This is a genomic window from Vibrio sp. VGrn 2 (assembly GCF_009361695.1).
Classification (GTDB): Bacteria; Pseudomonadota; Gammaproteobacteria; order Enterobacterales; family Vibrionaceae; genus Vibrio; species Vibrio diabolicus.
This window is the reverse complement of the sequence record NZ_RBWD01000002.1, coordinates 354,984-380,163: the sequence shown is the minus strand read 5'-3', so window position 1 is coordinate 380,163 and position 25,180 is coordinate 354,984. Positions and strand designations below refer to the sequence as shown.

Here is a 25,180-nt window from a genome sequence, read left to right as displayed (position 1 = left end):
TCGAAGTAAGTTACGCATTGCGTCGGGATTACGCATTAGACCAGTTTAGTTGTTTTGTGGCTTTAACGCTTTGTTAAAGCTGCGACCTTTGATCTCAAGCATTTCCAGCGTGGCGGCGTCATACTCAACTTTCAGGACGCTATTGTTGTACAGGATTTTCAATTCATACACCCAAGCATCATCATCTTCTTCAAGCTCGACCTTGATGATACGGCCGTATAGGTCGTTTTCTACTGCGGCGTAAAGGTCCGAAAATGGTCGTATATATCCTTGTTGAACCGCGCGATAGACCTCATCTTGATCTTCATCGAATTCAATACGTGTTCCAGGCTTTTCGACATCTTGCACGATGGCGTGACCATTTTGTGAGGCATAGTAGTCGTCATGCTTGGCGAAACTTGGTGCACACATCAATGTCGTGATAAGGCCGAAAAGTAACGCAGAATGTTGAGAAGTCGTTGCTTTATACATAGTCAAACCTTTTCTAGAACGTTAGCCGCAGTATATCGGATATAGATGAACAGAGAGTGAATCATCGAGTTCAGTTTTACTAAATGTTGCGGACGTTATTTCAACTCGTCTTCAAAAATTTTGTCTCGCAATTTCCAAAAGCGACCGGATTTCCTTGCAATAACAAACTGAGGCAAACGGAAACGATGTTGATTGGCAACAACACGTGTCGGTGAAGCCTCTTCAAAAGGGCGATGCTTGTCTGCCAAGTGAGGGCGCACAAATTGGTCTTTAAACGTTTGTTTTTGTTTTTTGGTACTCAATGACCAAAACTCATGAACTAACGCATTGCCTTCTCCTTGGTATGGTTCACCAGAATACGTCACCTTGAGTTGAGATTTACCGTCACTGGACTTAAATACTGACAGGTCCATTTCTGTGCATTCAAATATCAATGCATCTTTTAGATTAAGGGCTTCTTTTAATTTTTTATCTGGATCAACAAGCGTTGCGTCACACTCATGACAAATGCGCGCAGCGATATCGTTGTCGGCACCACATTCACCACAGTATTTGGCACGAAAACGGTATCCACAGTGTTCACGTTCGCCTGTGTCTTCATCTTCAAAGTAACCTTGGCAACGTCTGCCAAAGTGTTCAACCAAGAAACCGTTACTATCCAATTTACCCCAGAAGTTGTTATTGAATCCGCAAGCCGGGCAGGGAATCGTGATAATTTCACTGTCAGAGTCTGGTTTGGGATCACCGACTTCAGGTTGGTATAAATCGTAGCTGTTGCCTGCGTAATCAAGCACTAAACATTCTGATTTTCCGTCTGATAAGCGTAATCCTCGCCCTACAATCTGCTGGTATAGACTGACTGACTCTGTTGGTCGCAAAATCGCGATTAAATCGACATGCGGCGCATCAAACCCGGTAGTCAGTACCGAAACATTGACCAAATATTTTATTTGACGATTCTTGAACGCTTGGATGATCGCGTCACGTTCCGGCGTAGGTGTATCACCAATGACGATTTCAGTTTCGCCTTCTGGCAGTAAACTGTGGATCTCTTGTGCGTGTCGGACAGTCGCGGCGAAGATCATGACACCTTGACGTTCTCTCGCATATTGCATGATTTGCTCAACAATTTGCGGAGTGGCGCGTTTGGCTTTATCGATCACCATGTCCATTTCTGCTTCTTTGTAGCGTCCGGTGTTTGCGGGTTTTAGTTGCGAGAAGTCATAAGACAAAACAGGCGCGTCCATCATTCGTGCCGGAGTGAGGAAGTTTTCGTCGAGCAAGTAACGGATCGGCAGTTCGAAAATACAATCGCGGAAGAATCGAGGCTCTTCGGTGCGTACTTGACCTCGGGTATGGTACTGATAAATCCAGCCCATTCCTAAACGATAGGGCGTTGCAGTTAGTCCCAGCACCTTAATGCCTGGGTTCAGTTCTCGTAAGTGAGTAATAACTTTTTGGTAGCTGCTGTTTTTGTCATCCGGCACACGATGGCACTCATCAATAACGAGCAGAGAAAACTGGTTTTTGAACGAATCTAAGTTACGTACGACCGATTGAACCGAAGCAAACACGACTTGCTGATCAGTTTCTTTTCGTCCTAATCCCGCTGAGAAGATAGAACCTTTTAAACCATAACCTTCATACTTCGCGTGGTTTTGCTCGACCAGCTCTTTAACGTGAGCGAGGACTAACACTCTCCCTTTCGCAAGGCGAGCAAGCTCTGCGATCACCAAGCTTTTTCCGGCACCAGTAGGCAGCACGATCACTGCTGGTGTCGAGTGTTTACGAAAGTAGTGAATGACTGCTTTAACCGAGTCGGCTTGATAAGGGCGAAGTGTGTACATGAAAATATGTGAAATTGCTCAACTATTCGAACGAGGAACGCTATAATACCTGACTTTTATACCCAAGTGACCTTTAAACCGAGATTTGGAGGTTACTTGGGTATAATTCAATGAGGTATTCATGCGTTTAGATAAATATTTGTGTGACGCTCTGGGTGCAACACGCAAACAGGCAACAAAGATCATCAAAAGTGGTGACATCACCGTTGACGGTGAGGTTCAAAAAAGTGGTGCATTTAAAGTACCTGAAGGTGCGGAAGTAATGTGGGAAGACCGTGTTATTGGTGCTCCTGGCCCTCGTTACATTATGTTGTACAAGCCTGCTGACTTTGTTTGTTCACATGAAGATGGCTACAACCAAACTGCATTCGCATTGCTTGATGAGCCTAAAATTGAAAACCTTCACTTTGCGGGCCGATTAGATGTCGACACAACTGGCTTGGTGTTGATTACGGATGATGGTAAGTGGTCTCACCGTATTACCTCACCTAAGCATAAGTGTGAGAAAACGTACCGTGTTTGGCTCGTCGATGCTATTCAGCCTGATTATGCGGAAAAGCTCGAACAAGGCATCATTTTGCGCAATGAATCAGAAGCAACATTGCCTGCTCGTTTAGAAATCGTGAACGAGGCCGAGAATGAAGTATTGTTAACTATCGAGGAAGGTAAGTATCACCAAGTGAAACGTATGTTCGCGGCGTTAGGAAATAAAGTTGAGTACTTACATCGTGAGCGTATTGGTTCTATCGAACTTGATGAGGCACTAGAACCAGGTGATTATCGCTACCTCACGCAAGAAGAAATTGATTCTATTTGGAATTAATTGTCAGCATGGGAAATTCTTTAGTTCCCAATAGGAACTAGTCTTTTGGTAGGAATTGGCTCAAAATAAATTTTCCTACCAAAATTAGTGCCTAGACAATTCCGGTGTGCTTACTCATCTCAGTGATATGCCTTTGCATTTAGCTGAGGCATGCATACTCTTATTGCAAAGCCTTCGGCTACGGTGAATGGAATGATGGTGTCAACGCCATCATTTTTACTGCATTGTGTTTGTTTCCCATAAACACATTTCGCTTTCACATGCTTTTCTATGTCGAGTTCGTCAAGGTCACACCTTGGTACATATTTGCCCTTATGATTCTCGAACGTTGATAGAACAGACCTTTGGCTTCTAGATTCAACGATATGAGAACCGTCCGTTACGTTCACTTTGCTCTGAAAGTATTGACGAAAGGGCTCCAACAAGAGGTAAAAGAATGACAGAAAAAGCGCAAAGCGCTCCGCAATCCCAAATCAGTTTTCTATTGTTTCTTGTATTAGGAGCGATTGGTGCTTTGACGCCTTTGGCGATCGACATGTATTTGCCTGCAATGCCAACCATCGCGAAGGATTTGGGTGTTGCGCCTGGTGCGGTTCAGATTACGTTGACGGCATATACGGCAGGTTTTGCGATTGGCCAGTTAATTCACGGGCCGCTTGCCGATAGTTTTGGCCGTAGACCTGTACTGATTTTGGGTGTGCTTTTCTTTGGATTAGCGGCGGTAGTGAGTGCGACCACAAACGGCATTGATGCATTGACTTATGTGCGAACAGCGCAAGGTTTTGCTGGCGCGGCAGCGGCGGTCATTATCCAAGCCGTCGTGCGTGACATGTTTGACCGTGAAGACTTTGCCCGTGCAATGTCTTTCGTCACCTTAGTGATCACCATGGCACCCTTGGTTGCGCCTATGATAGGTGGTCACCTAGCGATCTGGTTTGGTTGGCGTTCGATCTTTTGGGTGTTAGCCATTTTCGCTGTGGTGGTAATTCTACTGGTACTTTGGAAAATCCCAGAGACGTTGAAACCAGAAAATCGTCAGCCGCTTCGTTTTCGCACTACGATGAGAAACTATGCCAGATTATGCTCCAACTCTGAAGCGATAGGTTTGATGCTTTCTGGAGCGTTTTCATTTTCCGGAATGTTTGCATTCCTGACTGCGGGCTCGTTTGTTTATATTGATTTATATGGTGTTCGACCAGACCACTTTGGTTATTTATTTGGTTTGAACATTGTTGCGATGATCATCATGACCAGTATTAATGGTCGCTTGGTGAAGAAAGTTGGCTCTCATGCCATGCTTCGTTTTGGGTTGTTCGTGCAACTTTTGGCGGGGATTGGTTTATTCGTAAGTTGGTTAATCGACTTCGGATTATGGGGCATCGTACCTTTTGTTGTGCTGTTTATCGGTACATTGTCGACGATAGGTAGTAACGCGATGGCGCTGCTTTTAAGTGGCTACCCATCAATGGCAGGTACAGCATCGTCTCTGGCGGGGACGTTAAGATTCGGTATCGGTTCATTGGTTGGTGCGCTGGTGGCATCACTACCCGGTAATGTGGCGTGGCCGATGATCATTGTGATGTTTGCTTGTTCTGTGCTTTCAGCACTGTTTTATTGGACTTTAGGAAGAAAGGCGTAATGTCGAATTACACCAAAGAAATTCAAAACTTAGTTAACTCAGCACTTGAAGAGTTAGATCAAGAGCATCGCTCAGGTAAGTTAGCCAATGCCCCTGTTGCGAATAACCATTATTTAGTGCGCTGGGTTACCAAAGCACTTAAATCTCAGCGTTTCGGTCGAGCCGTAGGCGATGACTTAACACGTTGGCAAAAAGCGGGTCGTTCAAAGGGTAATGACGCTGGTTTGTTGTTTATCTTCAAGCGTATTTCCGCTTTTTACGCTCAGTTTTTTCCTGAAGGTGAAGAGTCCAAAGTGATAAAAGACTCCGATATTGAATCATTTCTTGATTTGATGGAGCAAGCTGGCTGGGAAGTATCAACGTCTGAGCAACTTGTTGGTTGTGGCAAAATCCAAATCTTCACGGAAGGTCAAAACTCTTTGGCGCTATGTGCAGATCAATGCGAAAGCTGCTTCGACGGCGAGCTGCTCGTCAAACCAATGAGCTGGTTTGTACGTGGCAACCATGCTGAGTTTGTTGAGAAAGCAGCGCAAGCGGGCTTTATGGTGCATAAAGTGACGGACTACAAATCGATGGTGAAATACCACGGCGAGTACCTTATCTTTCCTGCAAACGAAGGTAACCAATTGGCTGAGATTCCGTTGAGCTTCCAAGCTTAATCAACTTCTCACAGCAGTAGAATTGAAATACGAAAGCATCAGGCGTTTGAAACGTCTGATGCTTTTTTTGTTACGTCACTCTGTGTTTAAAAGCGATATTTCCAATAGACGCCGCCATATAAACCTTCATAGCTTTGCAAAACGTCGCCCATCGTTTCGGTTTCGTTATTAAACAAGTAATCCTCTTCTGAGTAGTCTTCATAACGGAGGTTAAGCTGCATGTTTTGATTTTCAGATACTTCATAGTCAGCGATGACTTCAAATCGGTACGAGTTCGCCTCGTTATCAGGATATTGGTAGCCACCAGATGTGGTTGAAGATTTTCCATCAGCTTGGCTGTAGCTGTAATCAAACGAGATAGAAAGTTTGTCGTCTAGTAGCTGCTCTTTACTCACACCAAAACCAATGGTTGTGATGTCATCTTTGAGTTTGGTGGTGTAGCGATTCCAACCGACAACGTCAGAGTTTGCTTGTTGTTGCTCGGAGCGGATGATCTGTTGATTGTAAAAAACATGCCCGTTTAGTCCGTCGAGTAAATTGAAGTTGACGCTGATATCGTAGCCGTAATCTTCTCCTTCGCTTAAACCTATATCGGGTTTAGCATAGTCGTCGTTTCCGTACCAAAGCTCAGCAAGTAACTGGACATCGCTTGTTACGTCATAGCTGCCGTCGCCACGGAGCTCAATCCTCTCTTTATCGGCTAAATAGTATTGGCGCAAATTAGGCGAGTCGCTGCTGTCGTCCTGCCAATCAGAGCCATCGCGAAAAGAGTAGGAGACTTTACCACCTAATTGCCACGGTCTATTTGGTCGGTACTGGGCCCCAACAAAAACGCGTTGTTCATCGGTACGTTTCCTATCAGCATAACTTCGCTCATCTTGTCTAAAATGGTAACCCGTATTCAATTTCACATCAGAAGTAACACGATGCTTGAGTGTTGCTTCCAGTTTGGTTTTGGTGTGGTCGTATTTTTCTCTCGTCGATCCGATGATGGTGTTTCTATCGGAGTTATCGTTTTTATCTGAATAGTCCGCAGAAATGGCGAAAGCAGTGTCTCGCGAAAGTTTGTTGTGGTAATCCGCGCTTATTTGCCAAGTGTTAGTTTCGCCATGGAATGTATTGGAGTTAACGGGGGACTGTGGAAACGGATTTAACCCACCTTCAGAAGACGTCTGTGACCAAAGTAAGCGGCCGCTGAACGTTTGTTGATTCAACCGATAATTCCCCGTGACAGCAAACTGGTGAAAGTCGTTGTCAGGCTCATACACGAGGTGGTTAGCGTAAGGATTGGTAGTGCTGCCGTAATAGAGTGCGGACTTGTCATTTCTAAAAAACGAGCCGCGATACGCAATATCCACCAGCCAAAAATCTTCCATGTAGCTTACTCCTACTTGAGTATTTAATGTTTCATGGTCGACGGCTTTGGGTATGAATCCCGGCGCGTTGGCGTAACCCGGAATAGTCGATGAATAAAGCGAAGTTGTGCCTTCTTTACGTTCGTGCTTCATGGATGCATATGGCTTCCATGGCGTATGTGGTGTGTACTTGAGTTCTAACTTAAACGTCTCTCGCGTCACTGAGTTTTCATATTTCGATAGGTCACCACTAACGAGTGCATCTTCTCTTGGATGATACGCACTGAGTGAGGACTGATTCCAGAAATACGGAGTTTCACTGTAACTGCCGAGGATACGTAATCCGTCGTACTGGCCCATTTCCCACTGCAGTAAGAAGCGTTGCAAACCAAGATCTTCGACGACGATTCGATTGTAGAACCCGTCGTCTTCATATTGTTCGATATCGGCGTTTAGGCTCGCGTTAAAGTGTTTGTTGTCAGAGTTTGTACCGTAAACGGGCGGATTCCAATTATAGAATCGAGAGGAACCGTCGTTGTTAAGGTAACCTACGCCCGCGCTGACTTCTCCACTCCATGTACCGTCGCTGCTGCATTCACTGCACTGCCAGCGGCTAGTGTCGGCTGGTTGAGAACGTTGTAACGAATAATCGTTGGCGTGCGCTTGCACAGCAAAAGCAAGGGAAATAGCGATGCACAGTTGAGATAGTTTCATGCCTCCCTCCTAATAACTTAATGTTTGACCACGTGGGTGGTTAGAGCCATGCACTTGATTGTGGCAGTTCAAACAACTTCCGCCGCGCACTCTCAAGTCGTTTTCAGGAATGGCTACGTTTGCATGTGGCGCACGGTGACATTCCTGACATAGCATTGGCAGCCGTTTATTGAGCAGGGCTTTGTTCACTGAACCATGAGGTGTGTGGCAGGATGTACAATCTTCAGTTACAGGCTCATGCTCCCATAAGAATGGGCCGCGTTTTTCTGCATGACACTCGTAACAAGCGTTATTGACGGTTGACCAGTTCAGGCTCGCTTCATTTAATGCCTGATGTGGATTGTGGCAGCTAGAACAAGTCATGACGCCGTCAATGATAGGATGACGACTGCGTTTGTGGATATCCGATTTGGTGCGGGAGTGGCAATCGGTGCATTTGTCTGCTTGCATTTCGGCAACCATCATCGGATCGTCTTTTTGATGCAGTTGGTGACAGCTTGCACAAGACAGCCCTTCAAAAGCGTGCTCACTGCTATGCCAAGTCGAGCGTTTCGCATCTTGGTGGCAAGATAAACACACGCTGTTTTGCTTTTCGGCCGGAACAGGGGAGTTTGGCCCAAAGGTGATCATCGGCTCACGAACTTGTCCTTTTCGCGGATTGCGCGCGTGATTGTTTGCTGGGCCATGGCATGCTTCACATTGTTTATCATTCATTGGCCCATGCAAATTCGCTGACTTGCCGTGGATGTTGTCGAAAATACCGGTTGCAGGTTTGTCTGAGGTATCGTCATGGCAACGAAGGCAGCCATCTGCTCCACGGCGTGAATATTTCCCCTCAGAAAATTTGGTGTCCAATATAGTTTCAATTTCTTCTTGAGTTAACGTCGCCGCTTTGGGTTCTGGCTCGGCGACATCTTCCGAACTGACGGTGAAGATGACGCCTAACCCAAGTATCCCAGCTACCAACCACCGCAGAAACATTGCTTTCATAGCTCTTCCTTTTCTTGTCCTTAATTGTCAAAGCATTATGTTCAATGACGAATTCAACGGTAGTCGTATACCTTGTGAACCTTATCTACCCCTTGTGACTGACCAATGGCATGGCAAGTTGCACATTGCTCGGAGCCCATGGCTTGTGCTGCTGTGTCTGCTCCAAATACGGCGCCGTGATTCAGCATATGGTTCAGAGTCGCATCTCCTGCCACACTATCCGGGTCAGCATTAGCTAAAGATGACTCTAAGTGACACGCGCCACAGGCGACTAATGCAGGACTAAAGTACTTACCACTCGCAAGAGAAGGGCGCGTATTTTGTTGGCTAGGTAAGTTGTATTGAGCATTGGTATGGCAGGTCTCACAGTTGTTGACTGCGCCAGGGAAAGGCGCTTCACCGCTATGAGCGGAGCCAAAGGCGTGGAATGAGTGTACGTGGTACTTTAGATCAGCTGCCATTCCAGGATAAAACGCAGAACGTTCAGAGTTATGGCAATTTTTACATTGTTGGAAGTCGGTTGCGGCATGCGGATGCTCACCAAGCTTATGGATAGTCAGCTCTTTGTGACAATCGTTACACGATGAAATGTCCGCGGCCACTGGCAGTTTGTGTTGCTTGTTGATACCAGACACATCAAACGAGCCGGATGCGTTATTGGCGGCAATGACGAAAGGCGATTTGATAAGATCGAGGCCTTCAAACGTGACGCATTCGGCGAGCTCGCCATCTCTACGGTTGGCGCAAAGTGGCATGTCGGCGATGTTAACCGTCAACGTAGAGTTGGAGATTGGTTTAATCGCAGCGTCAGTGAAGTCTTTATGACACAAGAATAAGCCTTCACCTTGAGCCTCACAGCCGTCACCAAGTGCTCCATCATCGGCGACGTTGAGACTGTTGTTTGCAACCATCGGACCTTGGCCGTTATCCCAGTTCAGCAACAAATTGAGGTGCCCATGTTCATTAATGAAAGGGGTCAGTTCGTTGATGGAGCCAATACCTGAGCCCGCTTTCGACACTCTTAGTTCAACCTCAAACTGGTCATCAATAAATCGCGCGCTTTCAACGTTGATTTCAAGCGAATCACGTGCCTTTGCAAGATTCTCTAAACGCATTACGTGAACAGTTTTAGCACTTCGGCTCGCGTCTTGGCCGATGATTGGATCGCCATTGTCATCTCGGTCATAAGGTCGGTGACAGCCCGAGCAGGAGTTTTGTGGCTCGCCGTTTCTTACCCAAGCCGTACCGACTTGGTTATCATGCGCGCCTCTGTCTCGGTACAAGTGACAGGTCTCACAGGCAACTTGGCTCGGGTGTTCAAACCAATTGTTGGCGTCTGATGCTTTCGCGACATCGGTTGAATGGCAGGTTGTACAGTTGCGGGCATCTTGCGGGAAAGGGTTGCCTTCAATGACTAAACCATTGATGTCGGTAACGAGCACGTCATTCTCGTCGACAGGCTGTTTGTAAGTGTCGGTGTTATTTCTGTCGCTACCTAATTTGAAAACATTACCGTGGTATTGATGAACAATGGCAGCGAGAGGGCGTCTGGCTGGCGCAGCGCCAGGGTTACTGTCATTGTGGCAAGCGGTACAAACGGCAGTGTTGTTATCAATTGAGCGATAGCCCGGTCCATGATGAAGCGGTTCGCCCATATGACAGTTTTCACAGGTGCCTGTTTCAATCACATTGCGGGAGACAGCCGTATCTGAACTTTCTTGCGGCACCCATTCAAACACGTAGGTAAAACCGTTGCCTTGCTCGCCATACGCCATGACGATTCGGTGGAGTTTATTCGCATCCCAAGCGATAAAACCATTGTTGCTAGAAGAGTCGGCAGTATAAGGATCGGACACTTTCAAAACGTCAGGAATGGCAAACGTGTAGCGATACCCTTCGTCTGTTTTTACTAGTGTTCCATCCCAAACACTCTCCATGCTGGCACGGTTATTTACGGTATTACTTGAGTGATGGAAACTCTTCCAATAGGTATTGCCATGGCGCCCATTGAAGGCAAAGGCTGGATCGCTCGAGTTTTGTGTATCGACACGAGAGGGCATTGCTTTAAGAAGTGCGATGCGAAAATCTTTCGTTTCGTCTAGCTCATAAGATCTGCCACTGCCGTCTTTGACGGTAAAATCGACCACCAGTTTGGTTTCTCCGGTTTCTTGAGTGACCAATGATGGCTCGGAAACATTGATCTCGAAATCACCAAGTGCAGGTGGTGGTGTATTTTGATCGTTTTTGCTGTCTGGACCACATCCGGTGAGCAGTAAAATAAAAAATATTAATGTAGCGATCGACTTTAAACCGTTCATAGTCCCTCTCGATTCGTCCTAAAGTAAGTGGGAATGCGTTGGAATGGTTAAATATCTCAATAAACAATTGATTGAAATATTAATTTTATATTCAAGCCAAAAGCAAAATATCCATATTTACATCGCTTGAATAAATCGAAATACATGGCTTGTAAGAGTATAGACGCAATATGAAATATTATTAAAATAAACCGCTTTTTCTATGTGTGAATTTTTGATTTTAAATTATTATTTTTTAAATCAATTGTTTGTATTGAAGTTTGTTGTTCTTGAAGAGGTCGGTGCAGAAAAAGTAAGGGTATTGAACTACGCTACTTTAAATGGTTGACGGCTTAATATTTTTATCTTGGATATCGTTGGTTTTAAGTCGCGTTTATAAAATGATTTTCTTATCGTTTATTCGCTGTCTGGTTTTGATTAACAAAGATAATTACTACGGAGTCAGTCTAATATGCACCAACTAATTAAATTCTCACTAAAATTTTCCTCGGTGTTAGCCATTAGCTCAGTTTTGGCCTCCCACAGTTTAGCGTCACCAAGTGAGCTAATTTCACAACATGAATGTGAAGCTTGTCATGGGCCAAACGGTGTTAGCTCAGACACGAATATTCCTACCATCGCAGGGATTCCCGAATTCAATTTTTTTGACCAGATGCTACGTTACCTAGAAGGTAGGCCTGCAAATTCTGTTAGTCACGCTTACGGAGACACGAGCAAAAAAGGCGACATGGTGTCGATAGTTAAATCTTTATCTGAGGCGCAGATTGAAGAGTTAGCAAAACATTATGCTGGGCTCGAGTTTGTGCCAGCTAAGCAGTCTTTTGATCAAGCGTTAGCGATGAAAGGTAAGGCTATCCACGCGAAAAGCTGCGAGAACTGTCATTCGGATGGTGGCAGCAACGCTCTAGACGAAGCGTCGATCTTAGCTGGTCAGCAGAAGGGATATCTCGCCACGACATTGAAACAGTTTAAGCAAGGGAAACGCTCCGTTGATAAGAAAATGGACGAAGCATTCAAAGGGCTTAGTGCCGATGATTTAAATGCGCTCGTTGAATACTATGCGAGTTATCGCTAGCGCTGTTTTGGGATGAACCCCGATGAGTTTATGGCGTAAACCAAACAGGAAGTGGATGCTCGGCATACCAATTGGTGGCTTGTTGGCGTTTATCCTTGGTGGGTTGGCAGTTAGTGTTTTTCACTTTGGTATGGATTACACCAATCGCAACGAGTTTTGTTATAGCTGCCACATTGGGATGGATACGATAGTTGAGGAGTATCAAGCATCCCCACACTTCAAAAATGCTCAGGGTGTGGTTGCCGCTACGTGCAGTGATTGCCATGTCCCTAGGGAGTTTTTTGCCAAAATAGCATTGAAAATCGGCGCTACAGCAGATATCTATCACAAACTGACTGGTGATATTACACTTGAGAATTTCGAGGCAGAACATCGTCCGAGATTAGCAGCTGAAGTTACAAAGCAGTTTATCGAGAATAAATCAAAGCAGTGTCGATATTGCCATTCTGTTGACAAGATGGATTTCGAAGCGCAAGGACGAACCGTTGCGCGTCGACATCAAATGATGGAAAGTCGAGATCAATCGTGCATTGATTGCCATGCGGGGATTGCCCATCACCTGCCTATTTCTCTAGATTCTCCGGAGACTGTCCCACCTGAGGAGTAATACTGATACTTTCGGCTTCTTTCGCGATGGCTTTGACCATGCCTTTGAATATGAATAGATGAGCTGGCATCATGGCAAACCAGTAAAGCAGCCCGAGAAACCCCTGCGGGTGCCACCAAGCTGTGATATCCAGTTCTCGTTCATCACCATGGTCTTTGATGGTAATTTCTAAACGTCCAAGCCCTGGGCCTTTCATACCAAAAAAAAGTGAGAGGAACTGATTTTCTTCGCAGCGAATCACTTTCCAAGAGTCAATAAAATCGCCGACCTTGAGCTCTGGCCCCGGAGGAGAAACGCGGATCGGTTTCCCGCCACCAAAAAAGATGTCGAGCCATTCACGTGTGCGCCACAAAATGTTGGCAAAGTAATAGCCTTTTTCGCGACTCCCGATTTTTTGAGCCACTTTCCATAATGCCGCAGCGGAGGCTTGAGTTTTTATGCTCGCACCGGCTTGTTTAGGGTAGTAGCCATACCCTGGTTGCCATCGACGAAGTGCCGCTGGTTCAAAGCCCCAAACATTGCTGCGTACAAACGTGCCTTCATCTTGAATGGTATCGGATACCGCTTGCTCGTAGCTGATCAGCGTTTGCGGAAATCGTGCTTCAATCGCTTTGGAATCGGCAATGTAGTCATGCTCTAACCCCGCGAGTAATGCTTTGCCGATGTTTGCTGGTACAGAGGTGACCAAGCCGAGCCAGTACGATGCCATTTTTGGGGTAAGCAACGGTGTCGACCATAGCCGATAAGGCTTGTTGGTGATTCGGCATATGACTTTAAACTGCTCGCGGTAGCTGAGTGTATCTGGCCCACCAACTTCATAAATTTGGTTTTCTTCTGGGGGTGATGCTTCGGCCAGCTGCAATAAATAGTGATTGAGGTTGGGTAGGGCAATAGGGTTGGCTTTTGAGTCGACCCATTTAGGCGCGATCAAAATAGGTAAGTTGTAGACAAAATCTCGCATGATCTCGAAAGCCGCGGAGCCGGGGCCAATGATGACGCCTGCACGCAATTCAGTTACTGGAACGCCAGACTGTCGGATAATTTTGCCCGTTGCTTTGCGTGCGGCTAAATGGCGCGAGTTTCCGGTTTGCGGTTGGATGGCACTTAAATAAATGACATGTTTGACACGGCTTTGCTCCAATGCGTATTTAAAGTTCAAAGCAAGGTTTAGCTCGTACTCAACAAAGTCATCGCCTTGTGCCATTCCGTGCACTAGGAAAAATACCAAGTCAAAATCGTTCACCACAGCGAGCGTGGCTTCTGCGTCGGCTAGGTCCAGATACCGCAACGTTAAATTAGGATGGGGCCGAGTCCTTGACTCCAAATAATCGATATGTCGCGCTGCGGCCGTGACGGCGTAACCTTTATCTAAGAGTAACGGAAGAAGTTGAGAACCAATGTAACCCGAGGCGCCTAGCACCAACACCTTTTTCATTATCTGTCCTTTTAATCGTTGGTGGAATAAACACCACAGAGTATAATCATGAGACACTTTCCCCATTCTATCAATAAGTTGTCGTTGGAGCGCTTGTGACTTTTCTCTCTCAACTCTCAATACATGCAGATAAAGCATTCTTACGTCGCTTATTCGCGATCGCGCTACCAATTACACTGCAAAGCATGATGTTTTCTAGCCGAAGCCTCGTCGATGTGCTTATGCTCGGCCAACTTGGTGAAGCTGAAATAGCCGCTGTTGGGGTTGCGGCGCGCGCGACGTTTGTTACTACCATCATGTTAGTTGGGGTGACGACGGGTGGTGCGTTACTGACCGCACAATATTGGGGGGCAGGCGATAAAGTCGGGGTACGTCGCAGTACGGCTTTAACATGGATGATAGCCATGGTGTTTGCCGCCATTGCCGTTGCTTTGTTTGTTATTTTCCCACAGCCAGTCATGAAACTGACTACAGACTCACAAGAAGTGATTGAGTTAGGGGCCAGCTATCTAATTATTTCATCCGTTAGCATGTTTGCTGTTGCGTGTGTCGCTAGTATGTCGGTGGGCTTGAGAGCGATGCACCAACCGGGGCTGAGCACATTTTTTAGTGGTATAGGCATTCTGTCTAATGTTTTCCTCAACTGGGTGTTAATTTTTGGTCACTTAGGTTTTCCTGCTTTAGGGATTACAGGGGCAGCCATTGCAACGGTTATCAGTGGCGCTATCGAAGTCGGTTGTCTATTTGGCTATTTATGGCTGAAGAAACACATAATTGCATTTGGTTGGGATGATATACGCGCAGGTTTGGTTGTAGACAAAATAACGCGTTTCTTGAGCCTTTCCTTACCGACCACCTTTAACTTTTTGGCATGGGCTGGTGGATTGTTCGCTTACCATGCCATCATGGGGCAAGCGGGTGTGCAAGGTTTGGCAGCGTTGTCGGTGATGACGCCCGTTGAGTCAATCGCATTGGCGATGATGATTGGCCTATCGAATGCAGCTGCGGTTTTAGTGGGTAACCAACTCGGCGCGAAAAACTTTGAACCTGTGTATTACCAAGCTTGGGCTACGGTCATTTTGAATGTGTTTATCGCATTTGTGGTCGCTGTTGTATTGATCGTGTCCAATCAATGGATCCTTAATGCGTTTAGTGCACTGACAGCGGATACTCGCCAGTTAGCTGAACAGTTTATGGTGATTCTTGCTTTAGGTGTCGTATTACGCTCGGTACCGATGATGGTCATTGTTGGGGTATTACGTGCGGGTGGTGACGTTAAGTTTTGTTTGTATCAAGACATTCTTGCGCAGTGGGTGATCGGGATTCCACTCGCGGCATTTGCTGCGATTCAGCTCGGTTGGGACCCACAATGGGTTTACTTACTCTTTTTGACCGAGGAAGTTGTGAAGTGGACGATTTGTCTGCCAAGAATGGTGAGCCGAAAATGGATGAAAAACCTTATCGGTCAATAAAGGTAAACAGAGCTTTCTGCAGCTGCAAAAATCTGCTCAATACGTCAACAAAATTAGGAACAGAAAGTGAATCGAGTTGCATTTGTACTCTCATAGTGTGATCAAGCATTCAAAATACTTTCTACTAACAGGATTTTAGTGTAGATTCTGATCCCAATTTTTAAATACCATCCGAGCGGCATAATCAATGTTAAAACTGTCAGACCTATGTAAAGGCTATGTAGATGGGGGAGAATTTCACCCTGTATTACAAGGGGCAGAATTAACATTACAGCAAGGTGACCAAGTCGCTCTGATGGGAGAAAGTGGTTCGGGTAAAAGTACTTTGCTGAACTTAATTGCCGGACTGGATACTGCAGACTCTGGTGAAGTTCAGTTTCCAAATTTTGCCATGCATGATGCGCCAGAGCATTTGAGAACCCTTTATCGCCGCAACAATATTGGTAATATCTTCCAACAGTTCAACCTGCTTCCTACGCTCAATATTGCCGACAATATTCGTTTTTGTCGTCAGTTAAAAGGTTTGCCAGAAGATAAAGAGTTGTGGCGTCAAATTCTTTCTGCTCTGGATTTAATGCCTCTGCTAGGCCGTTACCCGGAAGAAGCATCTGGTGGTCAGCAACAACGTGCTGCTATTGCTCGCGCACTCTATATGGAACCTAAAATCCTACTCGCTGATGAGCCAACTGGTAGCCTAGACGAGCGAAACGCAGAAGCGGTAATGCGCTTATTGACGAGTCTCGCTCGCCAACTGGAGTGTACTTTGCTGTTAGTGACGCACAGTGAAAAAGTGGCGGCCCATATGGAAGGTAAGATTCGACTTCAAGGAGGGCAACTGCATGTTATGGCCCGTAGTTAAGGCACTACTCGGTCATTACCGTCGTTACCCACTACAAATTATTCTTGTCTGGCTAGGGTTAACCTTAGGCGTGTCCCTTCTTGTTGGTGTTACTTCTATCAACCAGCATGCAAAACAAAGTTATGCGACAGGAGAAAAGCTTTTCTCCAATCCTTTGCCATACCGAATCCGAACTAAACACTCTGCCAATAAAATCCCTCAAGGTTTCTATATCCAGTTGCGTCGAGCTGGGTTTAACCAATGTGCGCCGTTTGACGTGCTGCATCTAGATGCTAAAACCGATATGAGCTTGATGCTGGTGGGGATTGATCCTGTCGCGATGATTCCATTGCAGCAAGGCAAATCTTTGGGTGAGATGCCCGTTCTATCATTAATGAAACCTCCTTATCCCATTCTAGTCAGTCAAGATTTGGCCGCTTACATGAGTTGGCAGGATGGGGACTTTATTGAGATGAATGACGGAAGTCGTCTCGGACCGATTCAAGTCGATAAAAACAAAATGCTCTCAGGGACTCGACTGGTTACTGATATATCGTTGTTGCGTATGCTCAAGCGGAGCTCAGGTTTATCTGCGATTTCTTGTGGTGAAATGCCAGAGGAAAAGCTAATAGCACTGAAAAATATGCTTCCCAATGGCATGACGCTCGTTAGGAATACGCGTACGGAGCTTGAGTCGTTAACTAATGCATTCCACATGAATCTCACTGCGATGGGGATGCTGTCATTTTTGGTCGGGTTGTTTATTTTTTATCAAGCGATGTCTTTGTCATTTATTCAGCGACAACGTTTGGTGGGTATTTTGAGACAGACGGGGGTCAACGGAACGCAGTTGGCTCAAGCATTGTTGTTAGAGTTGTCGTTGCTCGTCTTTATTGCGTGGGCGTGTGGTAACTTTTTTGGTTTGATCTTGGCAAATGAGCTGATCCCTGCAGTCTCATCGAGCCTGAGCGATTTGTACGATGCCAACGTAGGCTTAACAATAGGATGGTCTTGGCAGTCCAGCTTATATAGTCTGATCATGGCAGCGATGGGCGCATTAATATCGTGTTTGTGGCCATTGATTCGTTTGTTGAAGTCACAGCCAATTCGTCTATCTTCTCGACTGTCATTAATGCGATTTGCAGGGCGTGAGTTCTCTTGGCAGGCTCTTGCTGCGTGTGCGTTTTGTGTCGCGGCAATCGCAGTGTATCAAGCACCGAAAACACAAGAAACTGGCTTTGCCATTATTGCGCTGATGTTGGTTAGTGTGGCCTTGTTCATGCCATTTATTATGTGGCATATGTTCCAGAGCTTTTCTTACACCATGCGTTGGGTACGTGTACGTTGGTTTTTTGCCGATGCAGCTGCGAGCATGAGTTATCGCGGTGTGGCAACAATGGCGTTTATGTTGGCACTGGCGGCAAATATCGGCGTAGAAACGATGGTAGGCAGCTTTAGGGATACAACCGATAAATGGCTCAGCCAGCGATTAGCAGCGGATATTTATATCTATCCGACAAATAACTCAGCAGCTCGGATGAGTGCGTGGCTGCAAAACCAACCAGAAGTCAACTCGGTTTGGTGGCGTTGGGAAAAAGATATGCCAACCGAACATGGTGCTTTGCAAGTGGTGAGTACAGGCTCTTCTGAAGGTGAGCTAGATGCACTGACGGTAAAACTAGGTGTCCCGAATTACTGGTATCAACTGCACGCGACCAAGAGCTTGATGGTGAGTGAATCGATGGCCTTGAAGTTGGATATTCGCCCAGGAGACTTCATTAACTTGCAGGAACCACTGGGTGGAGACTGGCAAGTCGTTGGTGTTTATTACGATTATGGAAACCCGTATAACCAGGTGATGATGTCGCACCGGAATTGGCTGTATGCATTTGCAGGGACGGGCAATGTTGGCCTTGGTGTAGTGTTAAAAGATAGCGTTAATGGGGAGGGGCTGAAAAATCGCTTAGAAAATGTATTCCGCCTCCCGCAAGACCGTGTGTTTGATAATGGTAATATTTATAGTCAGGCAATGAGGGTATTTGATCATACCTTCGCTATTGCAGGAACCTTGGGCAACATCACACTGATTATTGCTGTGTTTGGTTTATTCTTCGCGACATTGGCGGGCGAGTTGTCGCGGCAGCGGCACTTCTCTTTGCTGAGATGTATGGGTGTATCCGGAAAGGAACTTGTCGCATTGGGTGGTTTGCAGTTGTTTGTCTTCGGGGCCATTTCCGCGATTATTGCGGTGCCACTTGGTCTGGCACTTGCACACTTGATCGTTGATATTATCATTAAGCAATCATTCGGTTGGTCTCTGGAGCTTCAAACGATCCCTTGGGAATACGCTCAAACTATTGCTTGGGCGATGCTTGCCATCATGATTGCCGGCGCATTGCCAGTTATTAGAATGATTAAGAGTACGCCAATGAAGTCATTAAGGGACGCGTTGTAATGAAAAAAGTGGGCTCTAAAAAACGCTTGTTAGTTTCAACGATCATTGTTATTACGTTTGCCTTTTTGACTGGGGCTGCTTTTTACTCAACTTTTTGGTTGGAAGCGACAGCGACACAAGAAAGCGAGCTTAATTCTATTCTAACGCGTGAAAATCAAACGATTTTCGAACCTGTATTACCTGACGAGCATGTCTCTTTACCGTCAGACTTTCGTTTTCATCCTGAGTACCAACATGAATGGTGGCACTACTTTGCGAAACTGAAAGATGAACAAGGGAAAATATACAATGTTCAATGGAGTTACTTCAGGGTCGCGACAGACGAGCGAGAAACCAGCGGATGGCAAAACCCTCAACTGTACATTTCACATGTTGTCGTTAGCCATGGTTCGCACGTCTGGAAAGAGCAACGTGTAGCGAGAGGCGGGATAGGCCAAGCTGGCATGACTAATCGTCCTTTCAGGTTATGGATTGATAATTGGACGTGGCGTTCACTTGGTGCAACGCCTTTCCCTGGTAACTTGAATGTGACTACCGATACGTTTGGTTTAGATCTCAATACTATGACAAATGGCCCCTTTGTCGTGAATGGAGACAAAGGTTTTCAGGTTAAACACGCGTTGCAATCTGTTGCCTCTTTCAGTTTTAGTGCGCCATTTTTAAAGGTGAAAGGGAGTTTGAACATTAATGGCAAACGCTTCTCTGTTGCTGGTTCTGCTTGGGCTCAGAAAGAGTGGGGCAGTGGCTTAATTGGTGAAGGGCAACAGGGTTGGGATTGGTTTGTATTCAATTTAGATGATGGTCGAGCACTGACTGTCAGCCGCTATCGCCACCATGGACAAACACCGCACGTGTTTGGCACCTTGTCCACACGCTCAGGTAAAGTCATCAATCTCTCAGATGATGATATCAGTATTAAACCAATGCAAGTGACCAGTTTATCAAATGGAAGAAGGCTGCCTTTGCAGTGGATTATTAATATTCCAAAGCATCAAATTAACTTGACCACTCGTATTATCAAATCAGATATGTGGCTTCCTTTTGTTATACCGTATTGGGAAGGTCCTACCTTAGCTTCTGGCTCCAACGAGGCTTGGGGCTTTATGCAGCTCACCGGTTATTAAATTCTGATAAAAACCACCCCAATGGGTGGTTTTTTAGTGGATGAAACTTCCTGAATTTTTCTCAAAAGTATGGGGTTATCATGACAGTACATGCCATGTTATGCTGATTTTCTCATAATCTTGATAAACATTTGGCGCGATAACCACAAGTACGCGCTGTGATCAAAATTGAGTGTTATGTTGGAAAATACGATGTATAGTAAACTTCATATCGGAAAAATCGAAGTTTATACTCTGAAGAAGCGATTATTCTAAAGTTTTCGACCGCTATACACTCTTATCATTCTTTGTTAATCGTTTATTAAGATAATAAATATAAGGACGAAACCATGAACGATGTCATTCGTGACTTTTTCAAAATGGAATCAGCTGGTGGTATTCTTCTCGTGATTGCCGCGGCAATTGCGATGACCATTGCTAACTCACCGCTGGGCGAAACTTATCAATCTGTACTGCATACTTATGTATTTGGTATGTCAGTTTCTCACTGGATTAATGACGGCCTAATGGCTGTTTTCTTCTTACTCATTGGCCTTGAAGTTAAGCGAGAGCTACTTGAAGGTGCGTTAAAATCAAAAGAAACCGCAATTTTCCCTGCGATTGCAGCGGTTGGCGGTATGTTAGCTCCTGCTCTTATTTACGTAGCCTTTAATGCCAACGATCCTGAGGCGATTTCTGGTTGGGCAATTCCAGCGGCGACAGATATCGCTTTTGCTTTAGGTATCATGGCGTTATTAGGTAAGCGTGTACCAGTAAGCCTAAAAGTGTTCTTGCTAGCGCTTGCTATCATCGATGATTTGGGTGTGGTTGTTATTATCGCGCTATTTTACACCGGTGACCTGTCGACCATGGCGTTGCTTGTTGGCTTCATCATGACTGGTGTCCTATTCATGTTGAATGCGAAGGAAGTAACAAAACTTACGCCATACATGATCGTCGGTGCGATCTTATGGTTCGCGGTGCTTAAATCTGGTGTTCACGCAACATTGGCAGGTGTAGTGATTGGTTTTGCTATCCCACTAAAGGGAAAGCAGGGCGAACATTCTCCACTTAAACATATGGAGCACGCGCTTCACCCATACGTGGCATTTGGTATTCTGCCTCTATTCGCATTTGCCAATGCGGGGATTTCGTTAGAAGGCGTATCGATGTCAGGTCTAACTTCAATGCTGCCACTCGGTATTGCTTTGGGTCTACTGGTTGGTAAGCCTCTAGGTATCTTTACCTTTAGCTGGGCAGCGGTAAAAATGGGCGTTGCTAAGTTACCTGAAGGTGTTAACTTCAAGCATATCTTTGCGGTATCTGTGTTGTGTGGTATTGGCTTTACAATGTCTATCTTCATTTCCTCTTTAGCGTTCGGAAATGTAAGTCCTGAATTTGATACCTATGCTCGACTCGGTATCTTAATGGGTTCGACGACAGCAGCATTACTTGGCTATGCCTTGCTGCACTTTTCTTTGCCTAAGAAAGCGCAAGCGTAAGATAAAAATGCGCTATTTTGTAAAGCCTCCCACTCGGGAGGCTTTTTTATACCCATAGTTCAGTACATCAGCGACTTAATAGCGACACTTTCGTATTGAGCGGATGTCTAGACCATGGAGATGAACGGAATCATCGAAAAAGGTAGGTTGGTAGATCTGCGGGCGAAAAAAAGCCCAGCCGAAAATTTGACTGGGCGGATACAAACATAGGAGTTAATAAGAAAAAAGCAGCAACGTAACAATTAGATGGAAACAAGTTTGACGGCCAGTGAAACTTAAAATGCCCTAGTTGTTACATTTATTCAGACCGAGCCTTTTCCAAACAGTTCCATTTTTTTTCAAAAAAATTCGATTTAATTCTTTCTGCCCGCTTGTATCGTAAAGAAGTAAGAGAAGAGGCGAACAGCGTAACCAACTTAATGGCGGTTTGAAACTCGATAGCCCTCTTTTCTATAGTAGCTATAAACTTAAATTGCATTTCAAACCCGCACCTCCTGCTCCGACCGCCCAACGACATTGCTAGCGTTTCAAATACGATGGTTTGCGAAACTTGGTCATTTTCTTCAGGCGAGCATCATTTGCTTATTAGACTTAAATTCAAAAGATTAGATCACACCTTCTAAGTTCTGGTCAGACCAATTGGTGAAAGTGTGATGTTAATCATTTGTTAATCTAAAGTTTCAGGAGTATATTTTCAAACAGTTGTTTAATACGAGTGATTAAAATGGCCCCGAGAACATCAACAAAAGAAAAAATACTCGATGTCGCAGAAGGACTCTTTGCTGAACATGGTTTTAATGATACTTCGCTAAGAACGATAACAGGTAAAGCGAACGTCAACTTAGCATCGGTAAATTATCACTTTGGCGATAAAAAAACGCTAGTTAGAGCGGTTTTAGATAGATACCTAGAAGCGCTCATGCCGAGCATTAAAACCTCACTAATAGAGTTAAACACGCGTGATAGCTACGACATGGACGACGTCTTTGAATCATTGCGTTTACCTTTGCGTACATTAAATGATGTGCGCCCCAATGGTACTGCATTATTCATGTTGTTAATTGGCCGTGGTTACACAGACGTACAAGGTCATCTGCGTTGGTTCATCACCACTCGATATGAAGAGGTACTTAACCTCTTCACCTTCTCGATAATGAAGGCAAACCCGGAACTATGTGAGGAGCAGCTGTTTTGGCGACTGCACTTCACACTAGGTACCTGCGTATTTACGATGGCTTCAAGCCAGGCTCTTTCGGAGCTTGCTGAAAGTAAATTTGAAAAGGAAGTCGATGTGAAATCTGTCGTCGATTTACTGATTCCTTATTTGTCAGCAGGAATGTCAGCGAAGCAGTTGGCACAAGACAAATAAGAAAGTTAAACCAATAATAAAATTATGCCCAGAGCGGTTACGTGAACAAAAGGATCTGAACTATGAGCTCTCTACGAAGAAAATGGATTAGTGACCCAGCTTTTAAAGTGTTCAAAAAAGTATTGCCACCTCTCTCTAGTACTGAGAAAGAGGCGATGGAAGCGGGTAGTGTATGGTGGGATGCCGAACTATTCTCAGGCAAGCCAAACTTCACAACATTGCATCATTATCCAACGCCGACACTGACAGCAGAAGAGCAGTCATTTATGGATAATGAGCTTGAAACCCTTCTCGAAATGCTTGATGACCAGAAGATTGTCAAAGAAGACAGGGATTTACCGCCTGAAGTATGGGAGTACTTACGTAAAGAGCGATTTTTCTCACTGATCATTTCAAAAGCGTATGGTGGTCGTGAATTTTCCGCTTTAGCGAACTCAACCATTGTTTCTCGTATTGCGACTCGTAGCATCAGCACCGCTGTATCGGTAATGGTACCGAACTCTCTTGGTCCAGGTGAGCTTTTATCGCACTATGGCACGCAAGAGCAAAAAGATTACTGGTTGCCTCGTTTAGCTGATGGTACCGACATTCCTTGTTTTGCATTAACAGGGCCCGAAGCGGGATCTGACGCCGGTGGTATACCAGATCAAGGCGTAGTTTGTTATGGCACTCACGAAGGCAAGGAAGTGCTTGGCGTGCGAGTTAGCTGGAATAAACGCTACATCACACTTGCGCCAGTGGCGACAGTGCTCGGATTAGCATTTAAGCTACAGGATCCAGAAGGGCTACTTGGTGATAAGAAAGAGGCTGGAATCACATGTGCGCTGATCCCCGCTGACCATGAAGGTGTCGAGATAGGCGAGCGCCATGATCCTCTGGGGTCTGCATTTATGAATGGTCCGACTCGTGGTGAAGATGTCTTCATCCCTATGGACTGGTTGATCGGTGGCGCTGATTACGCAGGTAAAGGTTGGCGTATGCTGGTTGAGTGTCTTTCTGCTGGTCGTGGTATCTCTCTCCCAGCGCTTGGCACAGCGATTGGTCATCTTACTACACGTACAACCGGTGCTTATGCTTACGTGCGTAAACAGTTTGGTATGTCGATCGGTAAGTTTGAAGGTGTCGCAGAAGCAATGGGGCGCATTGGTGGTCTTACTTACCTACTAGAAGCGACACGTACGCTGACGACGACTTCTCTCGATATGAAAGAAAAACCTGGGATCGTAACCGCGATTGCCAAGTACCACATGACGGAAATCGCGCGTACTATTCTAAATGATTCGTTTGATATCCATGCGGGTCGTGCGATTCAAGATGGCCCAATGAACTATCTTGCTAAACATTATCTCGGTATTCCAGTTGCTATCACTGTTGAAGGCGCGAATATTCTGACTCGTAACCTGATGATTTTTGGTCAAGGTGCGACTCGTTGTCACCCATATGTACTGAAAGAAATGGAAGCCGCGGCGAATCCAGATTCTGAACAAGGGGCGAAAGAATTTGACAACTTGCTCTTTAAACACATCAAACATGCGGTAGGCAATACATTTGGTGCATTTGGCGCGGCGCTAACTGGTTCTCGGTTTGTCAAAGCACACATGAGTGGCCCAACACAGCAGTACTACAAAGAAATCACAAGATTAAGCCGAGCGCTTGCTGTTAGTGCTGACTTCGCGATGTTAACACTAGGCGGTGATTTGAAGCGTAAAGAAATGATTTCCGCACGTCTGGGTGATGGCTTAAGTTATCTATATATGGCGTCTGCCGCACTGAAAAAGTATGAAGATGAAGGACGTCAACAAGGCGATCTAGATTTTGTCCACTACGCCGTTCAACATTGTTTGTATAACGCATCTAAGTCATTAAATGAGGCTTATACCAACTTCCCTGTGAAATACGTTGGCGGTGTGCTGAAAGGGTTATTGTTCCCACTTGGCAATCATTTCAATAAGCCAAGCGATGAACTGTGTGTGAATCTGGCGGAAGCGATGATGACGCCAGGAGCACAACGTGATCGACTCACGCATCTTTGCTACATCGGAAAATCCGACGACGACAGCGTAGGCTTAATGGAGAAAGCCTTCCTCGCAATGTACGAAATCAAACCTTTAGAGCGTAAGCTTATGAAGGCGGCGAAGGATGGGAACGTGGCTCGTAAAGGTCTTTTACACGACCGTTTGCAGCAAGCATTTGAAGCTGGCGTGTTAACTGAGCAAGAAATTGACCAAATCATGGCGGCAGACAAATTGCGTTACAAGGCGATTCAAGTTGACCACTTTAGTCATGACTTTTCTGAAGTACGAACCGATTGCCCAAAAAAGTCGCATTTGAACCCGGCGGCATAGTAAACCGTTAATACTAAGAAAAGCACCTCAATGAGGTGCTTTTTTGTGTTCTTGCTGAGTGGATGTTGGGATAGTGCTCCAACCACTTGCCTTTTCAGAGCATTTTTACAGAAATTAGATGCGAAATCCCGACGAAACTTTTATCCTAACAAGGTTTTTTAAA

General features: G+C 45.5%; 18 protein-coding genes. 12 read left to right on the top strand and 6 right to left on the bottom strand.

What is annotated here, in order from left to right:
- Positions 1 to 45: 45 nt before the first annotated feature.
- Together D8S93_RS05575 and D8S93_RS05570 are read right to left on the bottom strand one after the other, a co-directional pair.
- Positions 46 to 471, bottom strand: a complete 426-nt coding sequence (locus tag D8S93_RS05575) for a PepSY domain-containing protein (protein WP_012841930.1) — start codon at positions 469 to 471, stop codon at positions 46 to 48.
- 95 nt (positions 472 to 566) lie between these two features.
- Positions 567 to 2,318, bottom strand: a complete 1,752-nt coding sequence (locus D8S93_RS05570) for a DEAD/DEAH box helicase (protein WP_012841929.1) — start codon at positions 2,316 to 2,318, stop codon at positions 567 to 569.
- A gap of 121 nt (positions 2,319 to 2,439) precedes the next feature.
- Between D8S93_RS05570 and rsuA the strand changes: the two genes are divergently transcribed.
- The 3 genes from rsuA (at position 2,440) to D8S93_RS05550 (ending at position 5,439) form a co-directional block, all read left to right on the top strand.
- Positions 2,440 to 3,141, top strand: a complete 702-nt coding sequence (gene rsuA, locus D8S93_RS05565) for a 16S rRNA pseudouridine(516) synthase RsuA (RefSeq protein ID WP_152812372.1) — start codon at positions 2,440 to 2,442, stop codon at positions 3,139 to 3,141.
- Positions 3,142 to 3,577: 436 nt separating this feature from the next.
- Positions 3,578 to 4,780, top strand: coding sequence for a Bcr/CflA family multidrug efflux MFS transporter (locus tag D8S93_RS05555; protein WP_152812370.1), 1,203 nt, complete (start codon positions 3,578 to 3,580; stop codon positions 4,778 to 4,780).
- Entirely contained in the window at positions 4,780 to 5,439 is a 660-nt protein-coding gene (locus D8S93_RS05550; RefSeq protein ID WP_046874809.1) for a DUF2913 family protein, read from the top strand. Before D8S93_RS05555 ends, D8S93_RS05550 begins: the two co-directional genes overlap by 1 nt.
- 86 nt (positions 5,440 to 5,525) lie before the next feature.
- Here the strand turns inward: D8S93_RS05550 and D8S93_RS05545 are convergent, their stop codons facing one another.
- From D8S93_RS05545 to D8S93_RS05535, 3 genes are read right to left on the bottom strand one after another with little or no spacing between them, the layout of a single operon-like run.
- On the bottom strand, positions 5,526 to 7,508 hold the full coding sequence (locus tag D8S93_RS05545) for an MtrB/PioB family decaheme-associated outer membrane protein (RefSeq protein ID WP_152812368.1): 1,983 nt from the start codon (positions 7,506 to 7,508) through the stop codon (positions 5,526 to 5,528).
- Between the two features lie 9 nt (positions 7,509 to 7,517).
- A complete protein-coding gene (locus D8S93_RS05540) occupies positions 7,518 to 8,498 on the bottom strand; it encodes a DmsE family decaheme c-type cytochrome (protein ID WP_152812366.1) in 981 nt (326 codons plus the stop codon).
- Between the two features lie 53 nt (positions 8,499 to 8,551).
- Positions 8,552 to 10,816 carry an OmcA/MtrC family decaheme c-type cytochrome gene (locus D8S93_RS05535; protein ID WP_152812364.1) on the bottom strand — a complete coding sequence of 755 codons (2,265 nt, stop codon included), beginning with the start codon at positions 10,814 to 10,816 and terminating at the stop codon, positions 8,552 to 8,554.
- Between the two features lie 451 nt (positions 10,817 to 11,267).
- Between D8S93_RS05535 and D8S93_RS05530 the strand changes: the two genes are divergently transcribed.
- Positions 11,268 to 11,891: a c-type cytochrome gene (locus D8S93_RS05530; RefSeq protein ID WP_152812362.1), complete on the top strand. Its 624-nt coding sequence runs from the start codon at positions 11,268 to 11,270 to the stop codon at positions 11,889 to 11,891.
- 22 nt (positions 11,892 to 11,913) lie between these two features.
- Positions 11,914 to 12,498 (top strand): NapC/NirT family cytochrome c, encoded by a 585-nt coding sequence (locus D8S93_RS05525; RefSeq protein ID WP_152812360.1) that lies wholly within the window; start codon positions 11,914 to 11,916, stop codon positions 12,496 to 12,498.
- Here the strand turns inward: D8S93_RS05525 and D8S93_RS05520 are convergent.
- Positions 12,455 to 13,933 (bottom strand): DUF2867 domain-containing protein, encoded by a 1,479-nt coding sequence (locus tag D8S93_RS05520; RefSeq protein ID WP_152812358.1) that lies wholly within the window; start codon positions 13,931 to 13,933, stop codon positions 12,455 to 12,457. The two genes, D8S93_RS05525 and D8S93_RS05520, sit on opposite strands and share 44 nt — an antisense overlap.
- 95 nt (positions 13,934 to 14,028) lie before the next feature.
- On the opposite strand from D8S93_RS05520, the gene D8S93_RS05515 reads away from it, so the two are divergent.
- From D8S93_RS05515 to D8S93_RS05485, 7 genes are all read left to right on the top strand, one after another.
- On the top strand, positions 14,029 to 15,405 hold the full coding sequence (locus tag D8S93_RS05515; RefSeq protein WP_085343134.1) for an MATE family efflux transporter: 1,377 nt from the start codon (positions 14,029 to 14,031) through the stop codon (positions 15,403 to 15,405).
- A 187-nt stretch (positions 15,406 to 15,592) separates the two neighbouring features.
- On the top strand, positions 15,593 to 16,264 hold the full coding sequence (locus D8S93_RS05510; RefSeq protein ID WP_005393230.1) for an ABC transporter ATP-binding protein: 672 nt from the start codon (positions 15,593 to 15,595) through the stop codon (positions 16,262 to 16,264).
- The gene (locus D8S93_RS05505) at positions 16,245 to 18,698 is read left to right on the top strand and encodes an ABC transporter permease (protein ID WP_005393229.1); all 2,454 of its coding nucleotides are present in this window, start codon (positions 16,245 to 16,247) and stop codon (positions 18,696 to 18,698) included. The genes D8S93_RS05510 and D8S93_RS05505 overlap by 20 nt, the downstream gene beginning before the upstream one ends.
- Positions 18,698 to 19,822, top strand: a complete 1,125-nt coding sequence (locus tag D8S93_RS05500; protein ID WP_046874817.1) for a lipocalin-like domain-containing protein — start codon at positions 18,698 to 18,700, stop codon at positions 19,820 to 19,822. Before D8S93_RS05505 ends, D8S93_RS05500 begins: the two co-directional genes overlap by 1 nt.
- A gap of 329 nt (positions 19,823 to 20,151) precedes the next feature.
- Positions 20,152 to 21,303: a Na+/H+ antiporter NhaA gene (nhaA, locus tag D8S93_RS05495; protein WP_006742626.1), complete on the top strand. Its 1,152-nt coding sequence runs from the start codon at positions 20,152 to 20,154 to the stop codon at positions 21,301 to 21,303.
- A 724-nt stretch (positions 21,304 to 22,027) separates the two neighbouring features.
- The gene (locus D8S93_RS05490) at positions 22,028 to 22,672 is read left to right on the top strand and encodes a TetR/AcrR family transcriptional regulator (RefSeq protein ID WP_005393225.1); all 645 of its coding nucleotides are present in this window, start codon (positions 22,028 to 22,030) and stop codon (positions 22,670 to 22,672) included.
- Between the two features lie 62 nt (positions 22,673 to 22,734).
- A complete protein-coding gene (locus D8S93_RS05485) occupies positions 22,735 to 25,017 on the top strand; it encodes an acyl-CoA dehydrogenase (protein WP_152812356.1) in 2,283 nt (760 codons plus the stop codon).
- Positions 25,018 to 25,180 lie beyond the last annotated feature (163 nt).

What these genes read in the sequence shown, in the direction of transcription:
- D8S93_RS05575 (WP_012841930.1), bottom strand. Translation starts at nt 471, where the DNA reads ATGTATAAAGCAACGACTTCTCAACATTCTGCGTTACTTTTCGGCCTT.
- D8S93_RS05570 (WP_012841929.1), bottom strand. Translation starts at nt 2,318, where the DNA reads ATGTACACACTTCGCCCTTATCAAGCCGACTCGGTTAAAGCAGTCATT.
- rsuA (WP_152812372.1), top strand. Translation starts at nt 2,440, where the DNA reads ATGCGTTTAGATAAATATTTGTGTGACGCTCTGGGTGCAACACGCAAA.
- D8S93_RS05555 (WP_152812370.1), top strand. Translation starts at nt 3,578, where the DNA reads ATGACAGAAAAAGCGCAAAGCGCTCCGCAATCCCAAATCAGTTTTCTA.
- D8S93_RS05550 (WP_046874809.1), top strand. Translation starts at nt 4,780, where the DNA reads ATGTCGAATTACACCAAAGAAATTCAAAACTTAGTTAACTCAGCACTT.
- D8S93_RS05545 (WP_152812368.1), bottom strand. Translation starts at nt 7,508, where the DNA reads ATGAAACTATCTCAACTGTGCATCGCTATTTCCCTTGCTTTTGCTGTG.
- D8S93_RS05540 (WP_152812366.1), bottom strand. Translation starts at nt 8,498, where the DNA reads ATGAAAGCAATGTTTCTGCGGTGGTTGGTAGCTGGGATACTTGGGTTA.
- D8S93_RS05535 (WP_152812364.1), bottom strand. Translation starts at nt 10,816, where the DNA reads ATGAACGGTTTAAAGTCGATCGCTACATTAATATTTTTTATTTTACTG.
- D8S93_RS05530 (WP_152812362.1), top strand. Translation starts at nt 11,268, where the DNA reads ATGCACCAACTAATTAAATTCTCACTAAAATTTTCCTCGGTGTTAGCC.
- D8S93_RS05525 (WP_152812360.1), top strand. Translation starts at nt 11,914, where the DNA reads ATGAGTTTATGGCGTAAACCAAACAGGAAGTGGATGCTCGGCATACCA.
- D8S93_RS05520 (WP_152812358.1), bottom strand. Translation starts at nt 13,933, where the DNA reads ATGAAAAAGGTGTTGGTGCTAGGCGCCTCGGGTTACATTGGTTCTCAA.
- D8S93_RS05510 (WP_005393230.1), top strand. Translation starts at nt 15,593, where the DNA reads ATGTTAAAACTGTCAGACCTATGTAAAGGCTATGTAGATGGGGGAGAA.
- D8S93_RS05505 (WP_005393229.1), top strand. Translation starts at nt 16,245, where the DNA reads ATGTTATGGCCCGTAGTTAAGGCACTACTCGGTCATTACCGTCGTTAC.
- D8S93_RS05500 (WP_046874817.1), top strand. Translation starts at nt 18,698, where the DNA reads ATGAAAAAAGTGGGCTCTAAAAAACGCTTGTTAGTTTCAACGATCATT.
- nhaA (WP_006742626.1), top strand. Translation starts at nt 20,152, where the DNA reads ATGAACGATGTCATTCGTGACTTTTTCAAAATGGAATCAGCTGGTGGT.
- D8S93_RS05490 (WP_005393225.1), top strand. Translation starts at nt 22,028, where the DNA reads ATGGCCCCGAGAACATCAACAAAAGAAAAAATACTCGATGTCGCAGAA.
- D8S93_RS05485 (WP_152812356.1), top strand. Translation starts at nt 22,735, where the DNA reads ATGAGCTCTCTACGAAGAAAATGGATTAGTGACCCAGCTTTTAAAGTG.